Here is a 22,007-nt window from a genome sequence, read left to right on the forward strand (position 1 = left end):
GCGGCCACCTCCTCCGCCCGGTTGACCTGCTGCACCGCATCCGTCATCGCGGACATGATCGGGTTCATCTCACGCTCCCTTCGGCCCGGCCGCTTCCGAGGCAGTCGAGACACCGTTGCTCCCCATCGGATTCGTGATCTTCCCTGCCGTCGCCGATCAGAAGGGCACGGCGCGAGCTGCGTAACTTGCTCCCGCGCCCCCGGCACATAGGGCAGGGTCGTATCTCACTGGACTCCTCTGGCCGGGTCACCGTCGCCATCTCCCTTTGTTCGTCCGGTGCTCCCTGCTGCGGAAGCCCGCTTGACGTACCGTGGTTGCTTGATGGCAAGTCCACCGGCAAAGTGAAATGACGAGACCCCCCAAGAGGCCCCCTCTTACCCCTTTTCGATCCCCGTCGGAAAGAAGGCCACATATGCCCGTGACCCCCAACGTCCACTTGCGGGCATGGCGCCACAACGCCGATTTGTCACGTGGCGAAATGGCGAAAATGGTCAACCTCACCGCCAGCGGCATCAAATACGGCCTGACCTGCGACGAGGAACGCATCCGCCGATGGGAAGCCGGAGAGGTCTCCTGGCCCCGCGAGCCCTACCGGCTGGCGCTGAGCGAACTCACGCACCGAGACGCCGAAGACCTGGGGTTCGTCCCCACCCGACGAGGCAGACCCGGACAGAGCGCAACCCCGCACACAGCCCGTTCGATCACCCCCGGCATGAATGACCTCATCGGCAGCCCCGCAATCGGCCCCCGTACCGTGAACCTTGTCGGCCAAGGGCAGGAGGAAGACGACGTGCGACGCCGCGAATTCGTCGGAATGACCGGAGGCGTGTTGTTCGGCGCGGTACTCGGGTCACCCCAGACCAGCTCCGCCGCCGGCCATGACATCGAAAACCTCGCGGTCGCCCTGGTCGACTACTCCACCCCCATAGACGGCCCCACCGACTTGGCCGCGCTTACCGGCGCAGTCGCCGAGGCCAAGCAGAACTACCAAGCCTGCCGCTACTCCACCGTCGTCGCCGCCCTGCCTCACATGCTCCGGACCCTCCGAGCCGCCTGCAACGCGCTGGAAGGCGACGCCCTGCTACGCGCGCAAGCCCTGTCCGCCGAGGCCCACCACGTGGCCGCCTCCATCCTGCTGAAACAGGAAGACAAGGGCCTGGCCTGGCTCGCCGCAGACCGCAGCGTTCAAGCAGCACACGCCAGCCAAAGCCCGCTCATGATCGGCTCCAGCTCCCGCATCATCACCCACGCCCTCATGGACGGCGGTCACCACCGCGCAGCCACCACCACGGCCGGCACCGCAGCCCAGCGCATGAACGCCGACCTCAGCAACCCCACCCCCGACGACCTGTCCATCTACGGAGCCCTACTCCTACGCGGAGCCGTCGCCGCCGCCCACACCGGAAACCGCAACGCCGCCACCGAACTCCTCGACGAAGCCGCCCAGGCCGGACGCCGACTCGGCCGCGACGCCAACCATATGTGGACCGCATTCGGCCCCAACAACGTCCTCGCCCACCGCGTCAACATCGCCCTCAAACTCGGCGACGCCGGAACCGCGATCGACTACGCCCGCCAAGTCGACCTCGACCAACTCCCCATCAACGAACGCAAAGCCAAGCTCCTGCTCGACACCTCCCGCGCCTTCCTCATGTACGGCAAGCACGACAAGGCCCTCCACATCCTGCGCGCCACCGCCGACATCGCCCCCGAAGAAGTCACCGGCCGCCCCGCGGCCCTCCGCCTCGTCCGTGACATCCTGGCAACCGCACCGATCAGCGTCCGCCGCGACGCCCGCGAATACGCCGCATCCCTGGGAGTCCTCGCGTGACCCAACCCGGCAAGGTCCTCTACATCATCGTGTGCGCCGCAGGCCCCGCCGGCGACGTCGCCCGCCTCGTCACGTTGGCCACCGATGAGGGATGGACCGTCCAGGTCATCGCCACCCCGGCCGCACTCGACTTCATCGACGTGCCCGCCCTGGAGAAGCAGACCGGCCGCCCCGTCCGCAGCCAGTACCGGAAACCGGACGAGCCCAAGTCCCCAAGAGCCGACGCCATCATCGTCGCTCCCGCCACCTACAACACCATCAACAAGTTCGCCCACGGGATCGCCGACACCTACGCACTCGGCTTGCTCTCCGAAGCCCCCGGACTGGGCATCCCAATCGTGCTCTTGCCATTCGTAAACAGCGCTCTGGCTTCCCGCGCACCCTTCCGCAAGAGTGTCGAGCAGCTACGCACCGAAGGCGTCCGCGTCCTACTCGGACCTGGCGAGTTCGAGCCCCACCCTCCAAGCGCGGGAGCCGACCGCATCGACGTTTACCCTTGGCAGCTTGCTATGCAAAGAGTAACCGCCGCATGGGAAAGTTAGCCGCCCATAGTCTCCAAGATGGCTTTTGCTTGCTCGTACAGTCCGTTCCCAGCCATGCCGATGATCAACGCTCCTCCAGTGTTGAGAACGATTGAAAGTGCCTGCCGTAGACGTGATTGCGGGATGTTCTCCAGGTTTGCGGCGGCGCGAATAATCTCAACTGCTTGTCGGAGTTCTTGCTCGCCTTCCATCTCGCGAAACAAATTTTCCCGACTGTCGAGAACGGAGACTATCTGCTGAAGTACGTTGCGGATATTCGAGTCGGGGTTGGCGTTGTAGAAGACAGAGCCGGAACCAAATGAGTTTCCTTGCCAATTGCCACCGGAAATATTGAACTCTTGCTTCAACTGCGCTCCCTTCTTTTCGGTTGCCGCATAGTCGTCAGCGTCCTTCCATAATTCCCCCAAGCTAGTAAGCCAGATATCCCTTCTGGGTGCAGCTTTAGAAGACAGGCTGAAAAGCTTTTCCACCTCCAAAAAGCGAGATCGAAGGTCCCTATCACGACTTGCAAGTCCTGCCACGAGAACGGCCCTCACTGCTTGGCTCACATGTGGCCGTGAGTGACCATAAGCTATGAGGCGGGCTACTACGTCAGCCTCCAGTTGCCGCTGTGCTGAAAGTGCGCATAAAAGATCCACTACAGCCCTGGATGGTTCTACTGAATTTTCGGATAAGGCGAAATTATCCTGATTGTAATTCAGTCGACGATGGCATTCGGCATTGCGGTCCAAAAATAAAAGCTCCTTGCCGTGTCGGCTAATTTTCAGTCTAGCTCCATTTTCTATTGGCCTTATTGTGACTATTGGACAAGTGTCCGGCTCGGGCAGGCCATAATAATACGGTTCTTGAACATGACGTTTTCGTGGATGGGGGCGATCTATTCTGTGCTCTCTATCTAGTTCTTCATACTCTGCTAGTTCGCGTTGGTAGTAATAGTCCTCGCGTTCCAGTGCTTGTTCAAAGTCATCCTTTCTTTTCCTGTTTGTGCCGTTTAAATATTCACATTGCTTTTCGTATTCTTTCGCTGAGCAAATCCAGTCCCCCGCTTGTAAGTCGTGGGCCAGGGCTACCTCATGCTGTTTAGGCCCATACCTAAACAGGCCTCGAACGACCCGATCTCTACGTGAAATCCGGTCTGCATTAAGCTGAAGTATCTGAGCGCCGTTTACTGTCAGCCCAACAATTGTTCCCGCTATGAGTCCCAGGGCTAGTGTCCATCCATGGAGGGCAGGGGCGAAAAGAAATGCTACCAATAAGCCTGCCAGTGCGCCCGCGGCAATTTTTGCCGCCACAAAACTCGCATTTGTATCATCCCAAACGGCACGAGCGATCACTGAAGGGCTGATTCGATAGCGTGAGGAATGGTCATGGGCCACAGGAAGATTATGACCCATTGCCTCTTCTGTTCGCGTCAAATTCACGAAGCGCTTCCTGCCGCAGGACAAGGTGCTGTCCTGTCTCGTTTGATGGTTGACACTCTGGCCCCGCTTGATGCTTGACACCTTGATCGTCTTTGTTCCTGCTCGTGGCGTTATCGACGCTGCTGGGGAGGCCCAGGTGGCATTGGTGGAGTTGAGCGTCGTGGAACAGCGCTATCACGCGGTGATCGAGGTGCTGTCGGGAGCGAAGGTCACCAACGTGGCCGGCCGTTCCGGGGGTCTCCCGGCATTCGGTTCATACCTGAGTGCGCCGATATCAGAACGGCGGCTTGGCCGCGCTGCCGAATCCTTCTTATATGGATCAAGGGGCGACGGCGCTGCGCGCCGTCGCCCGGCCCTGCGCCTGCGGCGCACGCCGGGCATGCGGCCTGGGGGCCGGTCCCGGCGCGCGAGCAGGACTCCGGGCCGTCGCCGTACGCACGCCGCGCCGTACCTACGCCCGTCGCCGGCCTCTGGTCGCGCCGCCGCCCACATGCAGCACGACGATCGCCACGGGGTGGCCAATGTCTGCTGTGGCCGGGGGCGATCGAAGATCCAGGATTCGTTCCTCACCCTGGCTCACCGGGGAGCGTCGTTGATCGCCGTTGCGTCTGGGAATGTGGAAAGCCGAGGGTGGTGGCCTGCTTCTGCAGCTGATATGGGCTGTGCAGGTTCCCGGCAGCGATCGGCGCACGAGCCGGGAACCTGCTGGCCAGGCGTCATAGCAACTTGAGAGCGTGGAACACGCCGAGGGTCAAGGCCACGCTTCCGGCGAAGGCTCCGCCACCAGCGATGAAACATCTGGAAATGCTTCCACCGTCGATGGCGACGAGAATGCCTGTGGTCTCTCCGATGATGACTCCGACGAGTGCAGCGACGAAGATCAGGAGCACCCTGCGGGAGGTATCGCTCACGCTTTTCCCTTCTCGGCCCTGCTGCCTCGGGAGCCCTTGATCGACATCGATCAGGGCATAGCTACGCCCGAGTAGCAATGTTTTGCCGAGAGGCGCGGGAGCGTATGGCTCCACTGGCCTACACAACTTGTCTCATGGACAGACCATCAAAATACTAGGGCAATCAGGATCTTCTGTGCAGCGCAATTAAGCGACGCCTCCGGCGGGGGCGCTCGGCTCCGGGATGATCGCCGTCGGAAGGCGGGGGGTTGTAGTGGCTGAGGTGGGCCTGATCTTCCCGTCCACCACGACCCAGGCAAGCCCAGCAGACCGAGTCCTCCGGGTCAAGCCCGTCTGTGACCGTTGGCATCCGGTGATCGAGGAACGGCGACCAGTTGACGGACACGCGAAGACGGGCCTGATCCTCCGTCGCCGGCCCGCTGCCGCTTCGCGGTGGGTCGAGGCAGACGGGAAGATCAGGCGGGGGAGGAGTGTGCAGGTTTGCACCGCCTACAGAGCGTGAGTGGCCGCCATGCCATTAGCGTGCCGCTTGGCGTTGAAGTGGGACGCGAAGACGATGATCCAAAGTGCCGTAGACCTGCGCCGGAGGGCATGATCGCCGTGCCATTAGCGTGCCATTAGGTCCGTTGGGGATGGCTGGAAGCTAGTGGTCGGAAGAGACGCACCCACAGGTCAGGGGCCGGTTGGCGGCGATCATGGCTCCTTACAAGCGAGGGGTCACTGGTTCGAACCCAGTACCGCCCACCTGTAGAAACACCCCGCTTCCTTGATCGGAAACGGGGCGTGTTTGTCTACCTGCTTGACTATGGCTTGTGGGCCGCTGGCCGACCCCATGGGCTGGCTGGTGTGGGCTTCACCTGCAATGCCGGGCGCCGTGCACGATGTGGCCGCCGCTCGTACGGTCGGCGCCTGATCGACGCCTTGACCAGCGCCGGCGTGAAGACCTTCGCGGACAAGGGCTACCAAGGAGCGGGCGGTGCCATCCGCACGTCGAAGGCACCATGTGCCTGCCTGCGCGCACGTAGCGACACCACGATGTGGCTCGGTCGGTTTTACTGACCTCGGATTCTCAGGAGGCCCTGCTCTGCTGGGTTGTCACGTGGCGAACGTGTGTGACGTGGTGTTAGTCCTGTTGAAGAGGGGGTTCCGGATTGGTGGCGCAAAATCCAACGGATATGCCTCTCACCTGCGCTTATGCAGAGCTCTGAGGCTAATGGGCCAGACCTGAGCCCTGTCTATGAAAGGCCAGAGGCATATCTGTTTGGGATTTCCGGCTGATGCTATGGGACACCCGAGCCCGTCTGCGGAATGTGCGGGGGGATGCTCTCGGCGTCCTGGCCATCCTCGCGGGCGAGGAATTCAGGTACAGCCGTTGGCCGTTGGACGCCTGGGATCAGGCGAGGGTGAGCGGCCCGCCGGCCAGGTGCGCCTCCAGCGGACCGGCCATTTGGGACTGTGTCGGCGGATGCGGGGTCAGGCCGTTGGCAAAGGTGGTGAGGTAGGCGACCTCATCGGAGGCCGTGGGGTCGAGGTCGCCGAGCAGGTCGACCGCGCGCGGGACTATCCGGGCTAGGGTGTCCTGCACGCTGTACCGGACATACAGCGCCGCGGCGAGCGTCGACTCGTCCGGGTCGCCGGCGTCGATCCGGCCGGCGACGCCCTCCGCGGTCGACATCGCGAGCTCGGTCTCCACCAGCAGCCGGACCCGCTCGGATTCGGGCACCTGGTCGTTGAGCAGCGCCCGCTCGACCAGTGCGCTGGCGGCCCCGAGGTAGCTGCCCGTCATCAGTACCTGAAACCAGGCGAAGCCCGCGGTCAGCTTTTGGTTCGCCTGCCCCTTGGCCGAGAGCGGCACCAGCAGCCCGTCCCTCCTATTTACGTCGTGGAAGGTGACCAGCTCGCCCTCCGCCCCCGCCCCGCTGACGGTCACACCCTCCGCGTCCGCGGGCATCAGCGTCAGGGCCTGTCCCTCGTCATCGTGTTCCTCGTCGGAGACCGTGACCTTGGCGAGGAGCCTGTCCATCGACCGGGCCAGACTGTATGGGCGCGTCACCCCGTTGATCAGCATCACGTCACCATCCGTGGCGGTCAGCGAGGAGAGGATTCCGGCATCGAAGGGCTCGGCGAAGCTAGCCGTCACGAGCTGGTTGTCGGCAGCCAACTCATAGACATCGCCAACCCTATTCCTGGAGAGGAGCAGGGAGATCAGGGTGGCTATCGAGTAGTGGTGCGTGGTGGTGGCCACGGCCAGCGACGGTGCCCTGCTCCCCAGTGCGCGCTGCACCCGCAGGGCGTCCAGGGCGGTGCCTCCCCGCCCCTCCTGGGCGCTCGGCACCAGCAGCCCGGGGCCGCCCTTGTCGCGGAAGAGCTGGATGCCGGGGCTATCCGGGCCCTCCAGCTCCATGAGGGGTACCGCCCGCAGGCCCTCGTCCAGCCCCGGCAGCAGCTTCGCCAGAGTGGCGCGTTCCCGCTCCAGAAATCGCATGTCTCCCCTACTTCTTCCGGGAGGGCCACCCGGTCGGTGGCCCAGGCCGGCTCACAGGCGCCCGGGGTGGCGTGCGCTTGCTGCCGCACCGCCCGGGGCCGGGCCGACGCTGGAAGCCAGGCTATCCCGGCAAGATCCCAGTGCTTGATCTTGGTGTCCCAGCTCCGGCCCATCGGCGAAGGTCTGTCTGATGTCGTCGTCTCTCCCGGGCCCCAGCCCACGTACGCTGGGAAGGGGCAGCCGGTTGACATAAGGCTTGATACCGAGCAGTGCGACCTGGGGAAACGCGCTGCTGATCGTTAGCGAGACCGACTTATTCCACCCCGCTTCCTTGCTCGGAAACGAGGTGTCTGTCTGACTGCTTGACTATGACTCTCTGAACAATGGGAAAATTCGGTCCATGGCCGTGGCACCCTCTTGAATGACCGGTCTGATCTGCTGGCGGTAGACCGTCTCAGTGGCCACTGTGTTGGAGTGGCCGACGAGACGTGAGATGTCTTCGATGGGGATGTCGTGATCGGAGAGCAGCGAGACGAAGCTGTGGCGTAGTTCTCGGGGAGCCCATTCCTTCCCGATGAGTCCCGCGTCGTCGAGCACCTTCCGGAAGTCTCGGCGCATCAAGGGGGACACTTACTGCTCGCCGGTGTCTCCGCCGTCCCTTCGGCAAGGGAAGGCGAAGAGGTGCTTCGCATGCCTTTCAGCGCGCGCTACACACGGAAGATCGGCTGCAACATGTTGCAGCGCTTCTCCGTGTGAAGCGCGGCCAGGAAGAGCGGGCGAAGCGCCTTTAATGCTGGGGAGTGCTTGTCTAACTGCTTGACAACCACCGCAGACGACGGCGTACGTTGACGGACGATGCTGGACGATCAGAGCTGGTCAGCACCACATCTCATCGTCGTAGAACATGCGTTCGATTTGCCTTACAAGCGAGGGGTCACTGGTTCGAACCCAGTACCGCCCACCAGTAGAGACGCCCCGCTCGTGATCATGAGCGGGGCGTCTGAGTGACAAACTGCGTGACATCCGTTGTAGCTACGGAGCTTGCGGGATGCGGTCCAGGGTCGTTGCTCTCTCTTGGATGACTGGCCTGATCTGCTGGCGTCGGCTAGGAAGGTGCTTCGCGCGCTCTTCCTGACCGTGCTTTCGCACGGAGAAGCACTGAACCATGTTGCAGCCGTCCCTCTGCGCGTAGCGCACTAATCCCGTGACGTTCAAGCCGGCCCTTCACGGTCGAAATCATTTCGCGGACGAAACCGTCCTGACCGGCCACGCAAGGTCGTCAATCGCAAGCCACGGCGCGACGGCTACGGCCGTGGGCGTAAGAGCCCGGTGAACGCCTTGACCTCGCGGTAGAGGTGGGACTGGTCGACGTAGCCGCTCTCGGCGGCAACGCTGGCGGCGGCGTGACCCGCCGCGAGAAGGTGGGCGGCGTGGTCGAACCGCACCAGTCGGGCGGCGCGTTTGGGTGTGATGCCCAGCTGGGACCGGAAGCGGGACCACCAGGCGCTTGCGGCTCCAGCCGACCTCGTCCGCCAGGCCGTCCACCCGCACCCGCCCCCGGCTGATGAGCGTCCGCCGCCAGGTGTAGACGACTTCCGGAGCGACGGGTGGGCGGGCGCCCAGCCGTCGACCGAGGATTTCCACCGCGATCGTGAACCGTTCGTCCCACGACGCGGCGGCGCGCAGCCTGTCCTCGGCTCGCCCGGCGTCGCGGCCCCAGACATCCTCGAGGGATATCACCGTCCCTCTGGGCTCGGTCGCTGCGCCGAACACCGCAGCTGCCGCAGCCGGCTCCAGCCGGATCTGAAGATCCGGCGGGAGGGGGCGTGCGTACGCATGGTCTATCCCTTTGCTGGCCTCACACCAATGAGATGCTCTGCCCATGAGTGAACGAGAAGATCCTGCCGCACGTCAGGGGAAGGCAACTGACGGCACCCAACCAATAGACGGGTGGGGGAACGCAGCTCTTGCCATGGGTACAGCAGTTCCCATCCTCGGCTTCATCATCGAAGAAGAGCTCACCACTAACGCCCTCCTTGGAGCGCTCATCTTCGCGACCGTCGGAATTGGACTACGTATTGAGGCAGCGATCAAGAGTCGTAGGTGACGTGCCACCCTCGTGCCAGTAGAGCCGGGAAACAAGGGGGCCTCAGGGGGAGGGCAAGATTGTCTCTGACCAGGGCCGTAGCAGGTCAGAGGGTCGCGTACCGAATTTTCCAAACTGGTGGTCAGGGGTTCGATTCCCCTTCTATATGCACCTACGGCATTTCGCCGACCACGGTCCTCGGAGCCGGAGATAACTCTCTCTGGCCCACCGGGACGTGGCCAACCGCAGCGCATCATCCGGGCGTAGCGGACCCATCAGAGGTCGCTACCCAGCTCTGGCCAGTTGCAGTCTCCGTTGCAGTTCCAGGTCGTCCCAGGCCGTTCAGGATGGGCCACACACAGCCTCTGAACTGCATTGAACTATCCGGAACGAGCCACGGCCGATCTTTTAATCTTAGGTTCAGGATTGAGCTCTCGGTCAGGCCACGTGTCGCCAGGCCTCTGGTTGTGCCGCCGCCCCAGTGCAGGCCGGCGATTGCCGTGGGCCCGGTCGCGCTTCAGCGTCGCAGGTTCGAATCGTGCTCGTGTGGTATTGGATCAGGGTGAGTACGGCACCAGTCGATGACTCGAACCGTGACGCGGTCGAAGGGTTCGTCATCGACGAGAGGATGCTCGAAGTCGGCCAGCAGATCCATGTCTGCGATCAACTGCCGAGACGTCTCCGCATCGAACAGCCCCGATCCCGTTAGCTTCTCATGCAAGTAGGCCAATAGCCGCTCGTGGTGCTCGTCCCAATTGACGTTGCCGTTGCGGTATGCCTCGTCGCGGAGTTTCTCCACTGCCCGTAACAACTCGCCCTGGACGGTGTCGGCCTGTCCGCGAGGTGGCACATAGGTCTTCCAAATGCGCCGGGCTTCCTCGGCGTACTGCGGGTCCATGCGGGTGACCGTACACCCCAGTTCCTCTGGCAGGAGCCCTCCGACTCCGGGGTGATTCGGCTGGAGAGGTGCGCACAAACGCGCAGCACCTGAGCCCGTCGGCACCTCGGGCGGCATGTTCGGTGCCTGTTGCACAACTTACCGTGGTGGTGATCACTCACGGCTTACACGGTTCCGCCAACGTCGAACACGCCAAGCACCTATGCGCCCGTAGCTAGTTCTCGGGGGAGCCCGTTCCTTCCCGATGAGTCCCGCGTCGTCGAGCACCTTCCGGAAGTCTCGGTGCGTGTTGTGGGTCGTTACAGTTGACGATCGTGCAGGTGAAGATCATCATTCAGCGCGTGCGGCTGGGAGCCTCGGAATTCCGGGTGATCCGCCCGGCCACACCTTTGGCCAATGGGGCACTCTACGACACCGGCAGTCAGTATCACGTGTATGTGGACCGGACGGATGGCCGACGGATCGGCGCGTTGTGGCTGCTCGCGGCCCGATCGCCACGCTCTTTGGTCTACCTGCCGATGCGCGCCACTCCGGCCGCCCCTGGGATCAACCCCGACTGGGACAAGGAGGAGAGGTGCCCGGACCGGCCGCTTGATCTCGTGCTGGTCCACCACTCGCTGCAGTTCCCGCCCTCCCGCTGGAAGCAGGTACGAAAGCGGATCACCGCGGGAAGCTCTCCGTGCGAAATACGGACCGCAAGTCTGCCGGACACCGACCTACCCGACGACGAAGAGATCGATTACCGAGCCCTGAACTACCAGGAGAACAAGGACAAACTCCACCAGCACCTGCACGCCGAGACGCTGTTTCTGACCGGCAGCACTGCGGCGTTTCGGCAGCCGGCCCGTCACTTTTTCGCTGTGGCGAAGGAAGGGCCGCCCGCTGCCGCGACCTCGCTGTACATCTCGGGCGCCTGCAACTACCACGTCTGCCGACTGTTCTACTGGCCGAATCTGGATCCAGGCGGTGGGCAGGACATCCACTTGGAGTACGCCCCGCGATGGACGGTCTGACAAACCCATGATCTGCGACTTCAGGGTGGAAAACCCTCAGTGATGCCGCACTGAGTCAAGCGGCGGCGGCACCCCACGCTGCCCCAGAGGCCCTGCGCCTGCTTGGCGGCCGGGCACGCGGTCTGGAGGCTGGTCCCGGCCGTCGGCAGCAAGGTGTCGCCACCCCGGGAGCGGGTCCACCTCGCGGCCAAACGCCGGGAGGACGCGCAGTGGCTCCGTGAACATTTCATGCCGTGGCTCGGACGGCGCGTGCGCGGAATCTCCTCCGGCGACAACGTCACCGCGAAAAGACCGGAGCTCATCCCGTTCGAGACGGGCGACACCTAGACGAGCGGCCTCTGGACGGTGAGCCGGGCAGAGGCCAACCCACTCGTGAAAGCGCTCTCTTGGACGTACGGTGTCGGAATGGAGCTAGCTGAGATCCGGAGATATCCGGTTAAGTCGGTTTCAGGGTGGGTGGTGGACTCGGCGGTCGTGGAGCCTTGGGGGCTGGCGGGGGACCGCCGCTGGGCCGTCGTGGACGAGCAGGGGGACGTTCACTGGCTCGGGGAGAATCCCCGGCTGCTGTCCGTCGTCGCCAGTGTCACGGCCGAGGACGGGCTGCTGCTCGACGCGCCGGGACTGCCCCAGCTGAAGGTCCCCCCGGCCACCGGAGAGAGCGTTCCCGTGGGTTTCGCCGAAGTGGACAGCGTTGTGCTCGCGGACCCCGACGCGCACGCCTGGTTCACCCGGCTGCTCGGCAAACCGGCCCGCCTGGTCTGGCTCGACGACCCCAACCGCTGCGCCGTCCCGGCGTCCCACGGCGGCCTGCCCGGCGAGGTCGTCAGCCTCGCCGGGGACGCCCCCATCCTGCTCACCTCCCGCTCCTCACTGCGCCGCCTGGACGACTGGATCCTCGAAGGCGCCATGGAACGCCAGGACGACCCGCCCGCCCCCCTGGACATGGCCAGATTCCGCCCCAACCTCGTGATCGACGGCGCACCCCCGTACGCCGAGGACGACTGGCGCGAGATCCGCATCGGCCCGCTCGCCTTCCGCCTCTTGGAACGCTGCGACCGCTGCGCCGCCACCACCTACGACCCGGTCACCTTCCAGAAAGGCAAGGAACCCCTGCGCACCCTCGCCCGCCACCGCCGCTGGGACGGCAATACCTGGTTCGGCATCCGCCTGGTCCCCCGAGACCGAGGCGAACTACGACTCGGCGACCCGGTCACCGTCCTGGCCTGAACCGGCTAGACGTCGCAGGGCTCGCCGTCTCCCACCTGGGAGAACGGGGCTCGTGCCATAAGTGTGGCATTGGCTCAGGTCGGCGATCTTGCTGTGCTCGCGGTTGGTGGCCGGGCTCCTGTGATCGTGCTGCCCCTCGCGTTGGCGATCTTGCGGTACGGCCCCCGCCGTACTGTGCCGGTAGGTCATCGCGGCGCCGTACCGAGTCGTGGCCCATCCGCTCCAAGAGGTCCCGCAGGCTCGCCCCCCGACGCCGCCGCGAGCGTGCTGCCCGTGTGTCGGAGATCATGGACGTGCAGCCCTTCGTGCACGGTCCCCTCTCTACGATCATCACCCGGCCGGGCAGGCAGAACAAGACTGTTTCTTTGGTCTGTACGTCGCCAGGCTGTAACCGTGAACGCCACAGGTAGCGAGGTCTGGGATCCGTTCGGCACTTTGCACAGCGCCCTATGGATCGGAGGTGGCCAATGGGCCGGCAAATCCACCGTCGCCAGGCTGCTGGCCACTCGGTACGGGCTGACCGCGTACCACTACGACTATCACGACGCGCGTGCGCACAATGACCGTCGAATCGCACGCCGAGTGCGGCTTGGCGAGCCCACCGCAGACCCCGACCCGGACAGCGTCTGGGTGAACACCAGCCCTCATGAGATGGCCGACGAGACCCTGGCCGGCTTCCCCACGCGGTTCGAGTGGGCTTTGGACGACCTTCGCGGCCTGGTTTCAGGGCGACCCATCATCGCCGAAGGCTGGGGACTGCGTCCCGAACTGGTCGCTCCCCTCATCGACTCACCCCGTCGAATGATCGTCATGGTGCCGAGCGACGAATTTCGTCGGCACCAGCTCCGCGAACTGCCCCGTGCCGCTACCGTCCATCACTCGGTGAGCGACCCTGAGCGAGCACAGCGCAACCGACTCGCCCGAGACCGACTCGTCGCCGGCGAGGCCGCCCGCTCCGCTCGCCTCTTTGGCATCCGAGTACTAGAGGTCGACGGATCCGACGATGCGGAGGCCGTGGCAGACATCGTTGCCGACCACTTCCGCTCCTATCTGCCGCTTACGAACGTCTACAGGACTTGACCACACGGCTGATTGTGGCGCTCGTGTTGGGTCCACGGACGTCGCCTGGAGCGCTCTGCGCCGGGGAGCGGGTTAATAGTGAGCCTGGGGGTGAGAGGAATCTCGTTCGTGGCCTGCGCACCCCGCATGAGCACCGGTCGGCCCTCGGTCGCGTAAACATCCCTTGGTAAGTCCAAAAGGTTCGCATAGTTTCGCTTTTGTCTGGTTCTGTGCTGGGGCGGAGGGTAGGAGACGGCCTGGATACGCCGCATATGGCTTGATCCAAAGATGGATGAACCGAGATGCCCCAAGTAACGAACCGATGGACGTCCGGAGCCGATCAGCCGGCGTCTTCCTGGGTTGCCGGACTGGCCTACTTCGCCGGAAGCGTCATGGTGATAATCGGCGTGTTCAGCGTTCTGGCCGCGATCACCGCCATCTTCCGGGACGACGTGTACGTCATCCGCGGGGATTACCTCTTCACATGGGATGTGAGCGCGTGGGGCTGGGTCCACCTCGCCCTCGGCATTCTCATCTTCCTGGCCGGTCTGGCCGTGTTCTCCGGCCAGGCCTGGGCGCGCGCGGTCGGCGTCGTCCTGGTTGGGTTGAGCGCCATCGCGAACTTCATGTTCCTGCCGTACTACCCGATCTGGAGTTTGCTGATCATCCTGCTGGACGTCCTGGTCATCTGGGCTCTGACGACGTACACCCGCCGGGCCGCGGACTCCACCGTTCGTCATTGACGACACGAAGGAGGACGCTCCCGGGCGCGATCCAGGACAGGAGGAACGACTGATGGACTACCCGCTGCTCGACATCTTCCTCACCATGCTGTGGTTCTTCCTCTGGCTTGCGTGGTTGATGCTGCTCTTCCGGGTCATCGTCGACATCTTCCGCGACGACACCCTGAGTGGCTGGGCCAAGGCCGGCTGGTCCGTCTTCGTCATCGTGCTGCCGCTGCTGGGGGTCTTCGTGTACTTGATCGTTCGCGGAAAGGGGATGGGCCGACGCGAGGCCGCCATAATGGCCGCACGGGAGGCCCGATACTACGAGGCCGCCGAACACCGGATGGGCCGGACCACCAGCCAAGCGGAGGAAGTCGCCCGGATGGCCGATCTCAGGAACCACGGAGAACTCACTCCGGACGAATACGAACGCGCGAAGGCCAAGATCTTGGCGTCGTGAACGCTCAATGGCCGCCATCTGGAGCGTTGTTCGCTCGTGCCCGGCCGCGCCCGACCGAGTCAAGGGCGTACGGCGTCGCTTAGCGATCAGCTGCTGCACTGACCCTTGACCAGACGGTTCCCGCCTGGAAGGGCGGCACGGATTATGGGGACGCTTACCTGCCAGGTCATCGACTCCCGGCGCGCCCGCCTGCCATGATCGCCGGTGTACGGAGCCCGACCGACCGAAAGGAACACCGTGCCCGCCTACGTCATAGCAAGTCTGCAAGCGGCCGCCCCGCACCCGGAGATCGCTGAGTACATCGAGCGCATCACCGCCACCTTCGAGCCGTACGGCGGTCGCTTCCTCGTGCACGCCACGCAGCACGAGGTGAAGGAGGGCAGCTGGCCCGGGAACGTCGTGATGATCGGCTTCCCCGGGGTCGCCGAGGCGCGGAGCTGGTGGGACTCTCCCGCATACCAGGAGATCGCACCGCTACGCTCGCGGCACATCGAGGGCGACATCATCCTGATCGAAGGCGTCCCCGATGGCTACGACCCGACTTCCACCGCGAAGGCGATGCGGGAGGCCCTGCCTGCCGAGTAGCCCTCAGGCTCGGGCCGGACCCAGGAGCGCCAGGTCCTCAACCACCTCGCGGACACGCTCGCCCGTGCGCGGCCTTCACGTCCGCGGTGAACCCGCCGTCCGCTCCGCGACGCGGTCGTAGCATCACGGACCATGCTTGAATACTTCGCTCACTACGTGCTCACACTGCGGAATGTCTTCCTGTCCGTCGGCACGGTTCTACTGGTAATAGGAGGCGTCATCTCCTTCGGAGACGACGCTCGCGACCAACATCACGGCGCGGTTCTCCTGCAGATGGCGGTCGTGGTCATGCTCGGAGCCATTGCGTGCGCCATCAGCGACCTGCGAGGGAAGCAATAGATGCCTCCGGCGAGGTCTCAGTTCCGGGGTGATCGCAATGAAGGAACCAGAGCTCATGAATGGTTGCGGGCGTCGATTCCCGAGCAGGGCTACAAGACGGAGATTTCCGTGGATGACGCCGGGAAGATCGACTACCTGATGTTCATCCCCAGCTAGCAGGGACGGCAACGCCTGAGGCGAGATTCCTGCCCAGCAGGCACCGGCAGGAAGACCAGCTCCGCCGGCCTTCGATGCGCCGCCACTCCTGGTCGACAACGGGGGCATGCTGACAAGGTCCACCGCGACGCCGCGCGGCTGATCAGTGCGTCGTGGCGTGCCAGACGGTTCCGCGACGCTGGTACTCCAGCACTTCCTCGGCGAGCAACGCGGCTTCCGGGCCGTGGAAGCGCTCTGTCAGCCACAGGCCCAGGTCGAGGCCGGATGTGACGCCACCTGAGGTGACCAGGTCGCCGTCGTCGACGACTCTCGCCTTGACGACGTTCCCGCCCTGCGCCCGCAGATCGTCTTCGGCTACGTGATGCGTGGTGCAGGGCCTGCCCTTGGTGAGGCCGGCCGCGGCGAGCAGTAGGGTGCCCGTGCACACCGCCGCCAGGACGAGGCCGGGCCGCTTCGCCTCGGCGAGTGCCGCCGGCAGCGAGCCACGGCGGATCTCCCTGTCCACACCGCTCCCTTCGCCGTAGCCGCCACCTGGCACCAGGATCAGGTCCGCGGCCTCTGGTGACCAGAGGGCGCGGACAGTGATCTCGGCGCCGGACGCGGTGGTCACCGTCCGCGGGCCGTCCACGGTGACATAGGTCTGCCGCACGCTGTCGGAGACGCCGAAGACCGTGATCGGGCCGATGAAGTCCTGATCCTCGACTGCGTCGTAGAGCACGGTGTGCACGTTGAGGGGTCTCACGTGATCCTCCAAGGGTGGTTTGGGGTGAGTGATCACGATTATGTCGACATGGGATTGAGGCGAACAGTGGCATGAACGCCCCGTATGCGTAAGATCTAGCCACATGCGAGTTGTCGCCGTCCTCGCCTTCGATGGCGTGGTGGCCTTCGATCTGACGATTCCGTGCCAGGTGTTCGCCGCCGCGCGGCAGGTGGACATGACGCCTGTCTACGACGTCCGGGTGTGCGCCGAGCAGGTGGTCACCGCGACAGCCTGGGACCAGGATGCCTTCCGGATCTCCTCGCGCTACGGGCTCGATGACGCGCTCGACGCGGATACGGTGATCGTTCCGGGCGCTGACCCGGACCGCCCGCCTCGTTCGGATGTGCTGCGCGTGCTACGGGAGGCCGCCGCTCGGGGCGCCCGGGTGGCGTCGATCTGCACCGGTGCGTTCGTGCTCGCGGCGGCCGGGCTGCTTGACGGCCGCCGGGCGACCACTCACTGGCGACTCGCCGATCAACTGGCGCGAGACTTCCCGGATGTCGAGGTGGACCCGTCGGTCCTGTTCGTCGACGAGGGGGAGATCCTGACCTCCGCCGGAGTGGCGGCCGGCCTGGATTTGTGCCTGCACATGGTGCGCCGTGACCTGGGCGCGGCCTCGGCGGCCAGTGTCGCCCGGGCGATCGTCATGCCGCCGCTACGCTCCGGCGGTCAGGCGCAGTTCATCGAGCACCGCCCTCCCGACGGCGAACCCGATGACCTTGCCCCGGCGCTGCGGTGGATGCAGGACAACCTTGACAAGCCGCTGTCCCTCGCGGACATCGCGGGCCGGGCGGCCATGAGCACTCGCAGTCTGTCGCGCCACTTCCGGATTCGAATGGGCACCACACCGCTGCGGTGGCTGCTCGACCGGCGTGTGCAGCGGGCGAGGGAACTGCTGGAGACGACGGATCTGCCGGTGGACCGGATCGCGCAGACGACAGGGTTCGGATCGGTGGAGACCCTCCGGCACCATTTCGCCAAACAGGTCGGCACCAGCCCAAGGAACTACCGGGCGACGTTCCGCGCCTTCTGACAACGCTATGGCCCTGACCGCACGCCGGCAGGTAACCGTCACGAGCGAGTCGGTCCGGCTGACCTCTCGCTGACGGCACTATGTCAAGTCGGGAATTCAAGATCCCTTTCTAAGATCGTCATTTTGTGATCGGCAGCTGGTACGGCGTGCCACAGAAATAGCGGTTGAACGCGTCCACGCCGGCCAGCAACATCGGACCCACACCGGGATCGTTGCGCTGCACGTTGATCGAGAGCGTCATGCGGCGGGCGCCCGATTCGTCGGCGAAGGCGAACGTCAGGTAGCCGGGAATGGAACCGGTCGCACCCCATTTCTCGCCGCAGGTGAGCGCGAGCGACTCCAGTCCGAGCCCGTAGTGCGGGAATACGGGTGCCTGCGGAGTCGTCACACCGTCACGCATCTGACGCAGGAGTGCCTTGTCGACAAGGTGGCCACGGAAAAGGTGGCGATAGAAGCGGTTCATGTCACGAGCGTCGGAGACCAATCCATAGGCGGCCCACGCGAATGACGGATTGAGCTCGGTGATCGCTTTCAGGGCTCCCTGGCTCCCGGGGTCCGTGCCCTCCGGGAGGTAGTAGCCGGTGGCGTGCGGCCCGTGTATTTCCGGATCGGTGCTCGGAAAGTACGAGCGAGTCATTCCGGTGGGCTTCAGCACCCTCTTGTGGATCTCGGCGCCGAGCCGGTTCCCGGTGACCTTCTCCACCAGCAGGCCGAGCAGGATGTATCCCGCGTTCGAATAGTGGAATCTCTCTCCAGGCTCGCCGGCCGGGCCGGACTCCTCGGCGTATTGGAGCAACCGCTCAGGGCGGTAGGTGCGCGTGCCGTACACGGTGGGGTCGCTGAACTCGGTGTGATCGATGTAGTCGGAGAGGCCGCTCGTGTGATTGAGCAGTTGGCGGACAGTGATTCGGTCGTCGTCGGCCACGATGCCCGGCAGCCAGGTCTCGATCGGGAGGTCCAGGCTCAGCTTCTTCTCCTGGACGAGTTGGAGCACGATCGTGGCCACGACGCTCTTGGTCAGGCTTGCCACCCGAAACCGGGCGTCGCCGGGCACAGGGGCGTCGGTGGCCAGGTCGGCGACGCCGCTCGTGCCCACCCACCGGCCGTCGCCGTCGTCGATGCGGGCCAGCACACCGGGTGCGCCGGCCTCGACCACGGCCTTCAGCGCCTGCCGTACGTCGGCGTGTTCGTCGGCGGACAGGTCCCTCCCCGCCGCGTGTGCCGGGGAACCGGCTCCCGCGACGAGGGCCACGGTCAGCAGCCCGGCCAGTGCCCCGGCCCTTCGACGATCAGACGTGCGCACCACGGGTGACTCCTTCGGACGGGATTGAAGAATCTCCATCGTCGGGCGTCGAATCGGGCGGCCACTCCGCATTCGTGGGGAACTTCAAGTGATCCCAGAGTCGTGCCGGACTGGTCCGGGTGCGACTGTGGTCTGATCGGTGAGTGATGGGCTGTCGTGATGAATCACGACTAGTTCAGACGTCTTCGAAGGTCGGGATTTCTCGAATGTCGATTACCGCGGGTCTGTTCCTGCCGGTGGCGATGCGGTGTGTGCGCTGTACGGCAGGTCGCGATCGACTTAAATTTGCCGACTACGGAGTCAGGCTGAGCGGGTGGCTTCCGTCGATTGATGTTTCGCACGATTTGAGTGGAATAACTCGTGATTTCGACAAGTGCTCTAGCGGATTTCCGGAATATCGGGAGTGAGATTGCCGTAGGGTGCCGGGAATGGTCGATCATGCGGTAGGGGGTCTAACGCTACCTCTCGGTGGAGACATCAATCGCTTGACGGCCTCTCTTCGCGTCTATTGTAGAAAGTGCGGGGCCGAGTTATTTTGTCCTAGCGAAAGGCGAATCGGGATCGCGAATGACTTTGCGAACAAGAATCGGCGGTCAGTGGTTGCGGGCCGGATTCGTCGTCGGCGTTGTCCGGTCGCTTCGGTTTCCGGGTGCGCCGGCTCGGTGCCACGCCTGCTGGACGGTCCTGTAGTCGGTCACGACGATCTCTTCCTGCTGGAGGATCTCGCGGGCCACCGGCGAGGTCAGGAACTCGTAGTCGGTCCGGCGGACGCGCCAGCCGCCGGGTTCGATCGCCTGCGAATCCTCGTCGCCCAGGCTGGGATGCACCGCCCACTCGCTCAGCCCGACCGGCAAATCGCGCAGCAACCGGGCGTACCGGTCCGCTTTGCCGTCCAGGTCGAGGCTGAAGCTGTCCAGGAAATCGTGGTCGACGACCGGCAGGCCGCGCTGCCGCAGCTTCTGGCGTCCGGGCGTGAGCCAGGCCCGCACCGCCAGGCCGTACTCGTCGGCCAGCGCCACGGTCAGGTCGAAGATGTCGTCGCGTCCGCCGTCGGCCAGACAGTGCCAGTCGAGATGCGTCGGGGTCAGTCCAGAGTCGAGCACCATGCGGATCTGCGCTCGGAACTCGATTTCGACCTCGTCCAGGCGAGCCTGGGCGAGCAGCGCGGGAACGTGGGCGGGGGTGAAGAGTTCGCCTCCGCCGTCGAGCAGGGAGGGCACCTTCTCCTTCGCGGTCAGCGGCCCCCACCCGTAGTCGGGAGTGTCACAGAACAGGGTGAGGTGGATCCCGAACGGGATCTCCGGCCGTTCACGAAGCAGGTTTATGCCGTGCGACGCCCACGGACACGGCGCCATCAGACTGCACGAACCGGCGATCCCTTCCTCGATCGACCGGATGATCGCGGTGTTGATCGCCTGGTACATCCCGAAGTCGTCGTTGTTGACGATCAGCACCCGGGCCTCGGACGGGAGGCCCAGCAACTCGTTTGACCGGATTGAGGGAGTGTGTTCGTTCACCTCCTCAGTGTTCAGGGCGTGTCCACTCGATTTCGGGTACGGCCAGCGGGCGGGCGGCGGACATGAGGGATGGCGGACAGAAGCTGACCGCTGTGGGTGTCGCCGTGGCACATGAGCGACGATCTCGGGCATTCCGCCGCCCTGCACGCATCGGAGTCGAGGCCCCGGCTGTGCCGGATGCACCGGCCGGGCGGGCCCCGGCGTAGCCTGCCCGCCTGAAGGGCCGCTCAGGCGTATGGTCGAGTTGTGAGCGATCATGACATGCCGCCGCACACCCTGGCCCGGGCCGCCGCCGGAGCCCTGTTCTTCGACGGCGCGGGCCGGGTGATGGTGGTCCATCCCGTCTACAAGAAGGAGCGGGACATCCCGGGCGGCATGATCGAGCCGGGGGAGACGCCCTTCCACGCCTGTGTGCGCGAGGTGCGCGAAGAGCTCGGCATCGAGCCGCCGATCGGCCGCCTCCTCGTCGCCGACTGGTCGCCGCATCCCAGTGCAGGCGACATGATCCTCTTCATCTTCGACGGCGGCGTGCTCGCCCCCGAGACGCTCGGCCTGATCAGGTTCACCGACAACGAGATCAACGCGTACGACTTCCATCCGGTCGGCGAGCTGGACGGAATCCTGATCGACCGGCTCGCCCGCAGAGTCAAGGCCGCGGTCGCCGCTCGCGACCAGGGGAGGACCGTCTACCTGGAGTACGGCCGGGCCGTCTTGGGCGGCTGACCGGCTGGGCGTGGAGCCCGCGGGAAAGCAGGTCCAGCGGACGAGGACCAGCCGGCTGCGCGCCCGCGCATGGCCATAGCCCGGCGATCGGCCATACCCGGCCCAGAACCTGGCCGCGCATCCGCGTGAGCCTTGTGAGCCGCGTGAGCCGCGTGAGCCGCGTGAGCCGCGTGAGCCGCGTGAGCCGGGCAAGCCGCGCTTCCGCGCTTCCGCGCTTCCGCGCTTCCGCGCTTCCGCGCTTCCGCGCTTCCGCGCTTCCGCGCTTCCGCGCTTCCGCGCTTCCGCGCTTCCGCGCTTCCGCGCTTCCGCGCTTCCGCGCTTCCGCGCGAGCCGGGCACTCGCGCTTCCGCGCTTTCCGCGCACCCCGAGGCCGACGGCCGGTTGGACGCGGGCGGCCGGATCGGCGTGGCCTCGGCGTGCCTCCTCCCCGGCCGATATGGGCCGGAGAGAAGGTTCAGCCCTCCCACGGAGATTATGGGTTGTCGGTGGAACCAGTCAGATGAATTCCTTCAGAAGGCCGGGTGAGGAAGCCCGGCCGGGAAGTGGATTCAGGTGTCGCCATTGGCAGACGGCGAAAGTATGGGATCCCCGCCAATCCTGATGTCTCCTCCGGAGTCGGCGGTGGCCATATTCTCGCGTTTCCGTCACTGGTGTCGGCGGTCAATCCGTGCGACGATCCGGAGCCCTCTCCGAGTTGTCGCTCACGTTCGGGGCGGGAATCGGCGGAGGTAATCACTTCGGCCCGGCCGGTGCCGTACCCCTGCGTGTCCGCCCTGCCCGGTCGGTGCTCCGCTGTCGGTGATGTGCGAATAGTGGGCGTGCCGGCGGGTGGGTCACGCGACATCGCGCTGCGCGGTGTCGCAAAACCGTGCGCTACGCCGCCCGGCACGAGAAGATTGTTCCGGACTTCTCCGATTAGCTCGCCGCTTA

General features: G+C 64.9%; 22 protein-coding genes and 1 pseudogene. 15 read left to right on the forward strand and 8 right to left on the reverse strand.

Annotated elements, in window-relative coordinates; genetic code table 11:
• Positions 1–478 precede the first annotated feature (478 nt).
• Both MBA17_RS11040 and MBA17_RS11045 read left to right on the forward strand, forming a co-directional pair.
• The gene (locus MBA17_RS11040; RefSeq protein ID WP_238496263.1) at positions 479–1,831 is read left to right on the forward strand and encodes an XRE family transcriptional regulator; all 1,353 of its coding nucleotides are present in this window, start codon (positions 479–481) and stop codon (positions 1,829–1,831) included.
• A complete protein-coding gene (locus MBA17_RS11045; protein WP_238496265.1) occupies positions 1,828–2,373 on the forward strand; it encodes a flavoprotein in 546 nt (181 codons plus the stop codon). Before MBA17_RS11040 ends, MBA17_RS11045 begins: the two co-directional genes overlap by 4 nt.
• On the opposite strand, the gene MBA17_RS11050 is transcribed toward MBA17_RS11045, so the two are convergent.
• Positions 2,370–3,794 (reverse strand): hypothetical protein, encoded by a 1,425-nt coding sequence (locus tag MBA17_RS11050; RefSeq protein ID WP_238496266.1) that lies wholly within the window; start codon positions 3,792–3,794, stop codon positions 2,370–2,372. The two genes, MBA17_RS11045 and MBA17_RS11050, sit on opposite strands and share 4 nt — an antisense overlap.
• 734 nt (positions 3,795–4,528) lie before the next feature.
• On the opposite strand from MBA17_RS11050, the gene MBA17_RS11055 reads away from it, so the two are divergent.
• Entirely contained in the window at positions 4,529–4,780 is a 252-nt protein-coding gene (locus tag MBA17_RS11055; RefSeq protein ID WP_238496267.1) for a hypothetical protein, read from the forward strand.
• A gap of 745 nt (positions 4,781–5,525) precedes the next feature.
• Positions 5,526–5,695 (forward strand): annotated as a pseudogene (locus tag MBA17_RS11060) (transposase family protein); the annotation flags it as partial.
• Positions 5,696–6,098: 403 nt separating this feature from the next.
• Here the strand turns inward: MBA17_RS11060 and MBA17_RS11065 are convergent.
• The 3 genes from MBA17_RS11065 to MBA17_RS50360 form a co-directional block, all read right to left on the reverse strand.
• On the reverse strand, positions 6,099–7,190 hold the full coding sequence (locus tag MBA17_RS11065) for an acyl-CoA dehydrogenase family protein (RefSeq protein WP_238496268.1): 1,092 nt from the start codon (positions 7,188–7,190) through the stop codon (positions 6,099–6,101).
• A gap of 366 nt (positions 7,191–7,556) precedes the next feature.
• The gene (locus tag MBA17_RS11070; protein ID WP_238496269.1) at positions 7,557–7,808 is read right to left on the reverse strand and encodes a tyrosine-type recombinase/integrase; all 252 of its coding nucleotides are present in this window, start codon (positions 7,806–7,808) and stop codon (positions 7,557–7,559) included.
• A 686-nt stretch (positions 7,809–8,494) separates the two neighbouring features.
• Positions 8,495–8,635 carry a hypothetical protein gene (locus MBA17_RS50360; RefSeq protein WP_238496270.1) on the reverse strand — a complete coding sequence of 47 codons (141 nt, stop codon included), beginning with the start codon at positions 8,633–8,635 and terminating at the stop codon, positions 8,495–8,497.
• Positions 8,636–9,072: 437 nt separating this feature from the next.
• Between MBA17_RS50360 and MBA17_RS11080 the strand changes: the two genes are divergently transcribed.
• A complete protein-coding gene (locus MBA17_RS11080; RefSeq protein ID WP_238496271.1) occupies positions 9,073–9,297 on the forward strand; it encodes a hypothetical protein in 225 nt (74 codons plus the stop codon).
• 496 nt (positions 9,298–9,793) lie between these two features.
• On the opposite strand, the gene MBA17_RS11085 is transcribed toward MBA17_RS11080, so the two are convergent.
• Entirely contained in the window at positions 9,794–10,174 is a 381-nt protein-coding gene (locus MBA17_RS11085; RefSeq protein WP_238496272.1) for a hypothetical protein, read from the reverse strand.
• Positions 10,175–10,488: 314 nt separating this feature from the next.
• Between MBA17_RS11085 and MBA17_RS11090 the strand changes: the two genes are divergently transcribed.
• The 8 genes from MBA17_RS11090 (at position 10,489) to MBA17_RS11125 (ending at position 15,582) form a co-directional block, all read left to right on the forward strand.
• On the forward strand, positions 10,489–11,187 hold the full coding sequence (locus MBA17_RS11090) for a hypothetical protein (protein WP_238496273.1): 699 nt from the start codon (positions 10,489–10,491) through the stop codon (positions 11,185–11,187).
• A 102-nt stretch (positions 11,188–11,289) separates the two neighbouring features.
• Positions 11,290–11,514 (forward strand): hypothetical protein, encoded by a 225-nt coding sequence (locus MBA17_RS11095; RefSeq protein WP_238496759.1) that lies wholly within the window; start codon positions 11,290–11,292, stop codon positions 11,512–11,514.
• Positions 11,515–11,592: 78 nt separating this feature from the next.
• Positions 11,593–12,414 carry an MOSC domain-containing protein gene (locus MBA17_RS11100; protein WP_238496274.1) on the forward strand — a complete coding sequence of 274 codons (822 nt, stop codon included), beginning with the start codon at positions 11,593–11,595 and terminating at the stop codon, positions 12,412–12,414.
• Positions 12,415–12,807: 393 nt separating this feature from the next.
• Entirely contained in the window at positions 12,808–13,494 is a 687-nt protein-coding gene (locus MBA17_RS11105) for a hypothetical protein (RefSeq protein ID WP_238496275.1), read from the forward strand.
• A gap of 281 nt (positions 13,495–13,775) precedes the next feature.
• Entirely contained in the window at positions 13,776–14,216 is a 441-nt protein-coding gene (locus MBA17_RS11110; protein ID WP_455432742.1) for a DUF7144 family membrane protein, read from the forward strand.
• 52 nt (positions 14,217–14,268) lie between these two features.
• Entirely contained in the window at positions 14,269–14,658 is a 390-nt protein-coding gene (locus MBA17_RS11115) for an SHOCT domain-containing protein (protein WP_238496277.1), read from the forward strand.
• Between the two features lie 237 nt (positions 14,659–14,895).
• Positions 14,896–15,243, forward strand: a complete 348-nt coding sequence (locus MBA17_RS11120; protein ID WP_238496278.1) for a DUF1330 domain-containing protein — start codon at positions 14,896–14,898, stop codon at positions 15,241–15,243.
• 132 nt (positions 15,244–15,375) lie between these two features.
• Complete coding sequence (locus MBA17_RS11125) at positions 15,376–15,582, forward strand: hypothetical protein (protein WP_238496279.1); 207 nt, start codon at positions 15,376–15,378, stop codon at positions 15,580–15,582.
• A gap of 298 nt (positions 15,583–15,880) precedes the next feature.
• Here the strand turns inward: MBA17_RS11125 and MBA17_RS11130 are convergent, their stop codons facing one another.
• Entirely contained in the window at positions 15,881–16,480 is a 600-nt protein-coding gene (locus MBA17_RS11130; RefSeq protein WP_238496281.1) for a DJ-1/PfpI family protein, read from the reverse strand.
• Positions 16,481–16,583: 103 nt separating this feature from the next.
• Between MBA17_RS11130 and MBA17_RS11135 the strand changes: the two genes are divergently transcribed.
• Positions 16,584–17,534, forward strand: coding sequence for a GlxA family transcriptional regulator (locus MBA17_RS11135; protein ID WP_238496282.1), 951 nt, complete (start codon positions 16,584–16,586; stop codon positions 17,532–17,534).
• A 118-nt stretch (positions 17,535–17,652) separates the two neighbouring features.
• On the opposite strand, the gene MBA17_RS11140 is transcribed toward MBA17_RS11135, so the two are convergent.
• Entirely contained in the window at positions 17,653–18,840 is a 1,188-nt protein-coding gene (locus MBA17_RS11140) for a serine hydrolase domain-containing protein (protein WP_238496283.1), read from the reverse strand.
• 590 nt (positions 18,841–19,430) lie between these two features.
• On the reverse strand, positions 19,431–20,354 hold the full coding sequence (locus MBA17_RS11145; RefSeq protein ID WP_238496284.1) for a polysaccharide deacetylase family protein: 924 nt from the start codon (positions 20,352–20,354) through the stop codon (positions 19,431–19,433).
• A 246-nt stretch (positions 20,355–20,600) separates the two neighbouring features.
• On the opposite strand from MBA17_RS11145, the gene MBA17_RS11150 reads away from it, so the two are divergent.
• Positions 20,601–21,077, forward strand: a complete 477-nt coding sequence (locus MBA17_RS11150) for an NUDIX domain-containing protein (RefSeq protein WP_238496286.1) — start codon at positions 20,601–20,603, stop codon at positions 21,075–21,077.
• The last annotated feature ends 930 nt before the right edge of the window (positions 21,078–22,007 follow it).

Origin of the sequence: Dolomitihabitans soli (assembly GCF_022213955.1) — a bacterium.
GTDB lineage: Bacteria > Actinomycetota > Actinomycetes > Streptosporangiales > Streptosporangiaceae > Streptosporangium_A > Streptosporangium_A soli.

Excerpts from the sequence above, each read along its gene's own strand:
- MBA17_RS11040 (WP_238496263.1), top strand. The coding sequence starts at position 479 with ATGGCGAAAATGGTCAACCTCACCGCCAGCGGCATCAAATACGGCCTG.
- MBA17_RS11065 (WP_238496268.1), bottom strand. The coding sequence starts at position 7,190 with ATGCGATTTCTGGAGCGGGAACGCGCCACTCTGGCGAAGCTGCTGCCG.
- MBA17_RS11070 (WP_238496269.1), bottom strand. The coding sequence starts at position 7,808 with ATGCGCCGAGACTTCCGGAAGGTGCTCGACGACGCGGGACTCATCGGG.
- MBA17_RS11080 (WP_238496271.1), top strand. The coding sequence starts at position 9,073 with ATGAGTGAACGAGAAGATCCTGCCGCACGTCAGGGGAAGGCAACTGAC.
- MBA17_RS11085 (WP_238496272.1), bottom strand. The coding sequence starts at position 10,174 with ATGGACCCGCAGTACGCCGAGGAAGCCCGGCGCATTTGGAAGACCTAT.
- MBA17_RS11100 (WP_238496274.1), top strand. The coding sequence starts at position 11,593 with ATGGAGCTAGCTGAGATCCGGAGATATCCGGTTAAGTCGGTTTCAGGG.
- MBA17_RS11110 (WP_455432742.1), top strand. The coding sequence starts at position 13,776 with ATGCCCCAAGTAACGAACCGATGGACGTCCGGAGCCGATCAGCCGGCG.
- MBA17_RS11115 (WP_238496277.1), top strand. The coding sequence starts at position 14,269 with ATGGACTACCCGCTGCTCGACATCTTCCTCACCATGCTGTGGTTCTTC.
- MBA17_RS11125 (WP_238496279.1), top strand. The coding sequence starts at position 15,376 with ATGCTTGAATACTTCGCTCACTACGTGCTCACACTGCGGAATGTCTTC.
- MBA17_RS11135 (WP_238496282.1), top strand. The coding sequence starts at position 16,584 with ATGCGAGTTGTCGCCGTCCTCGCCTTCGATGGCGTGGTGGCCTTCGAT.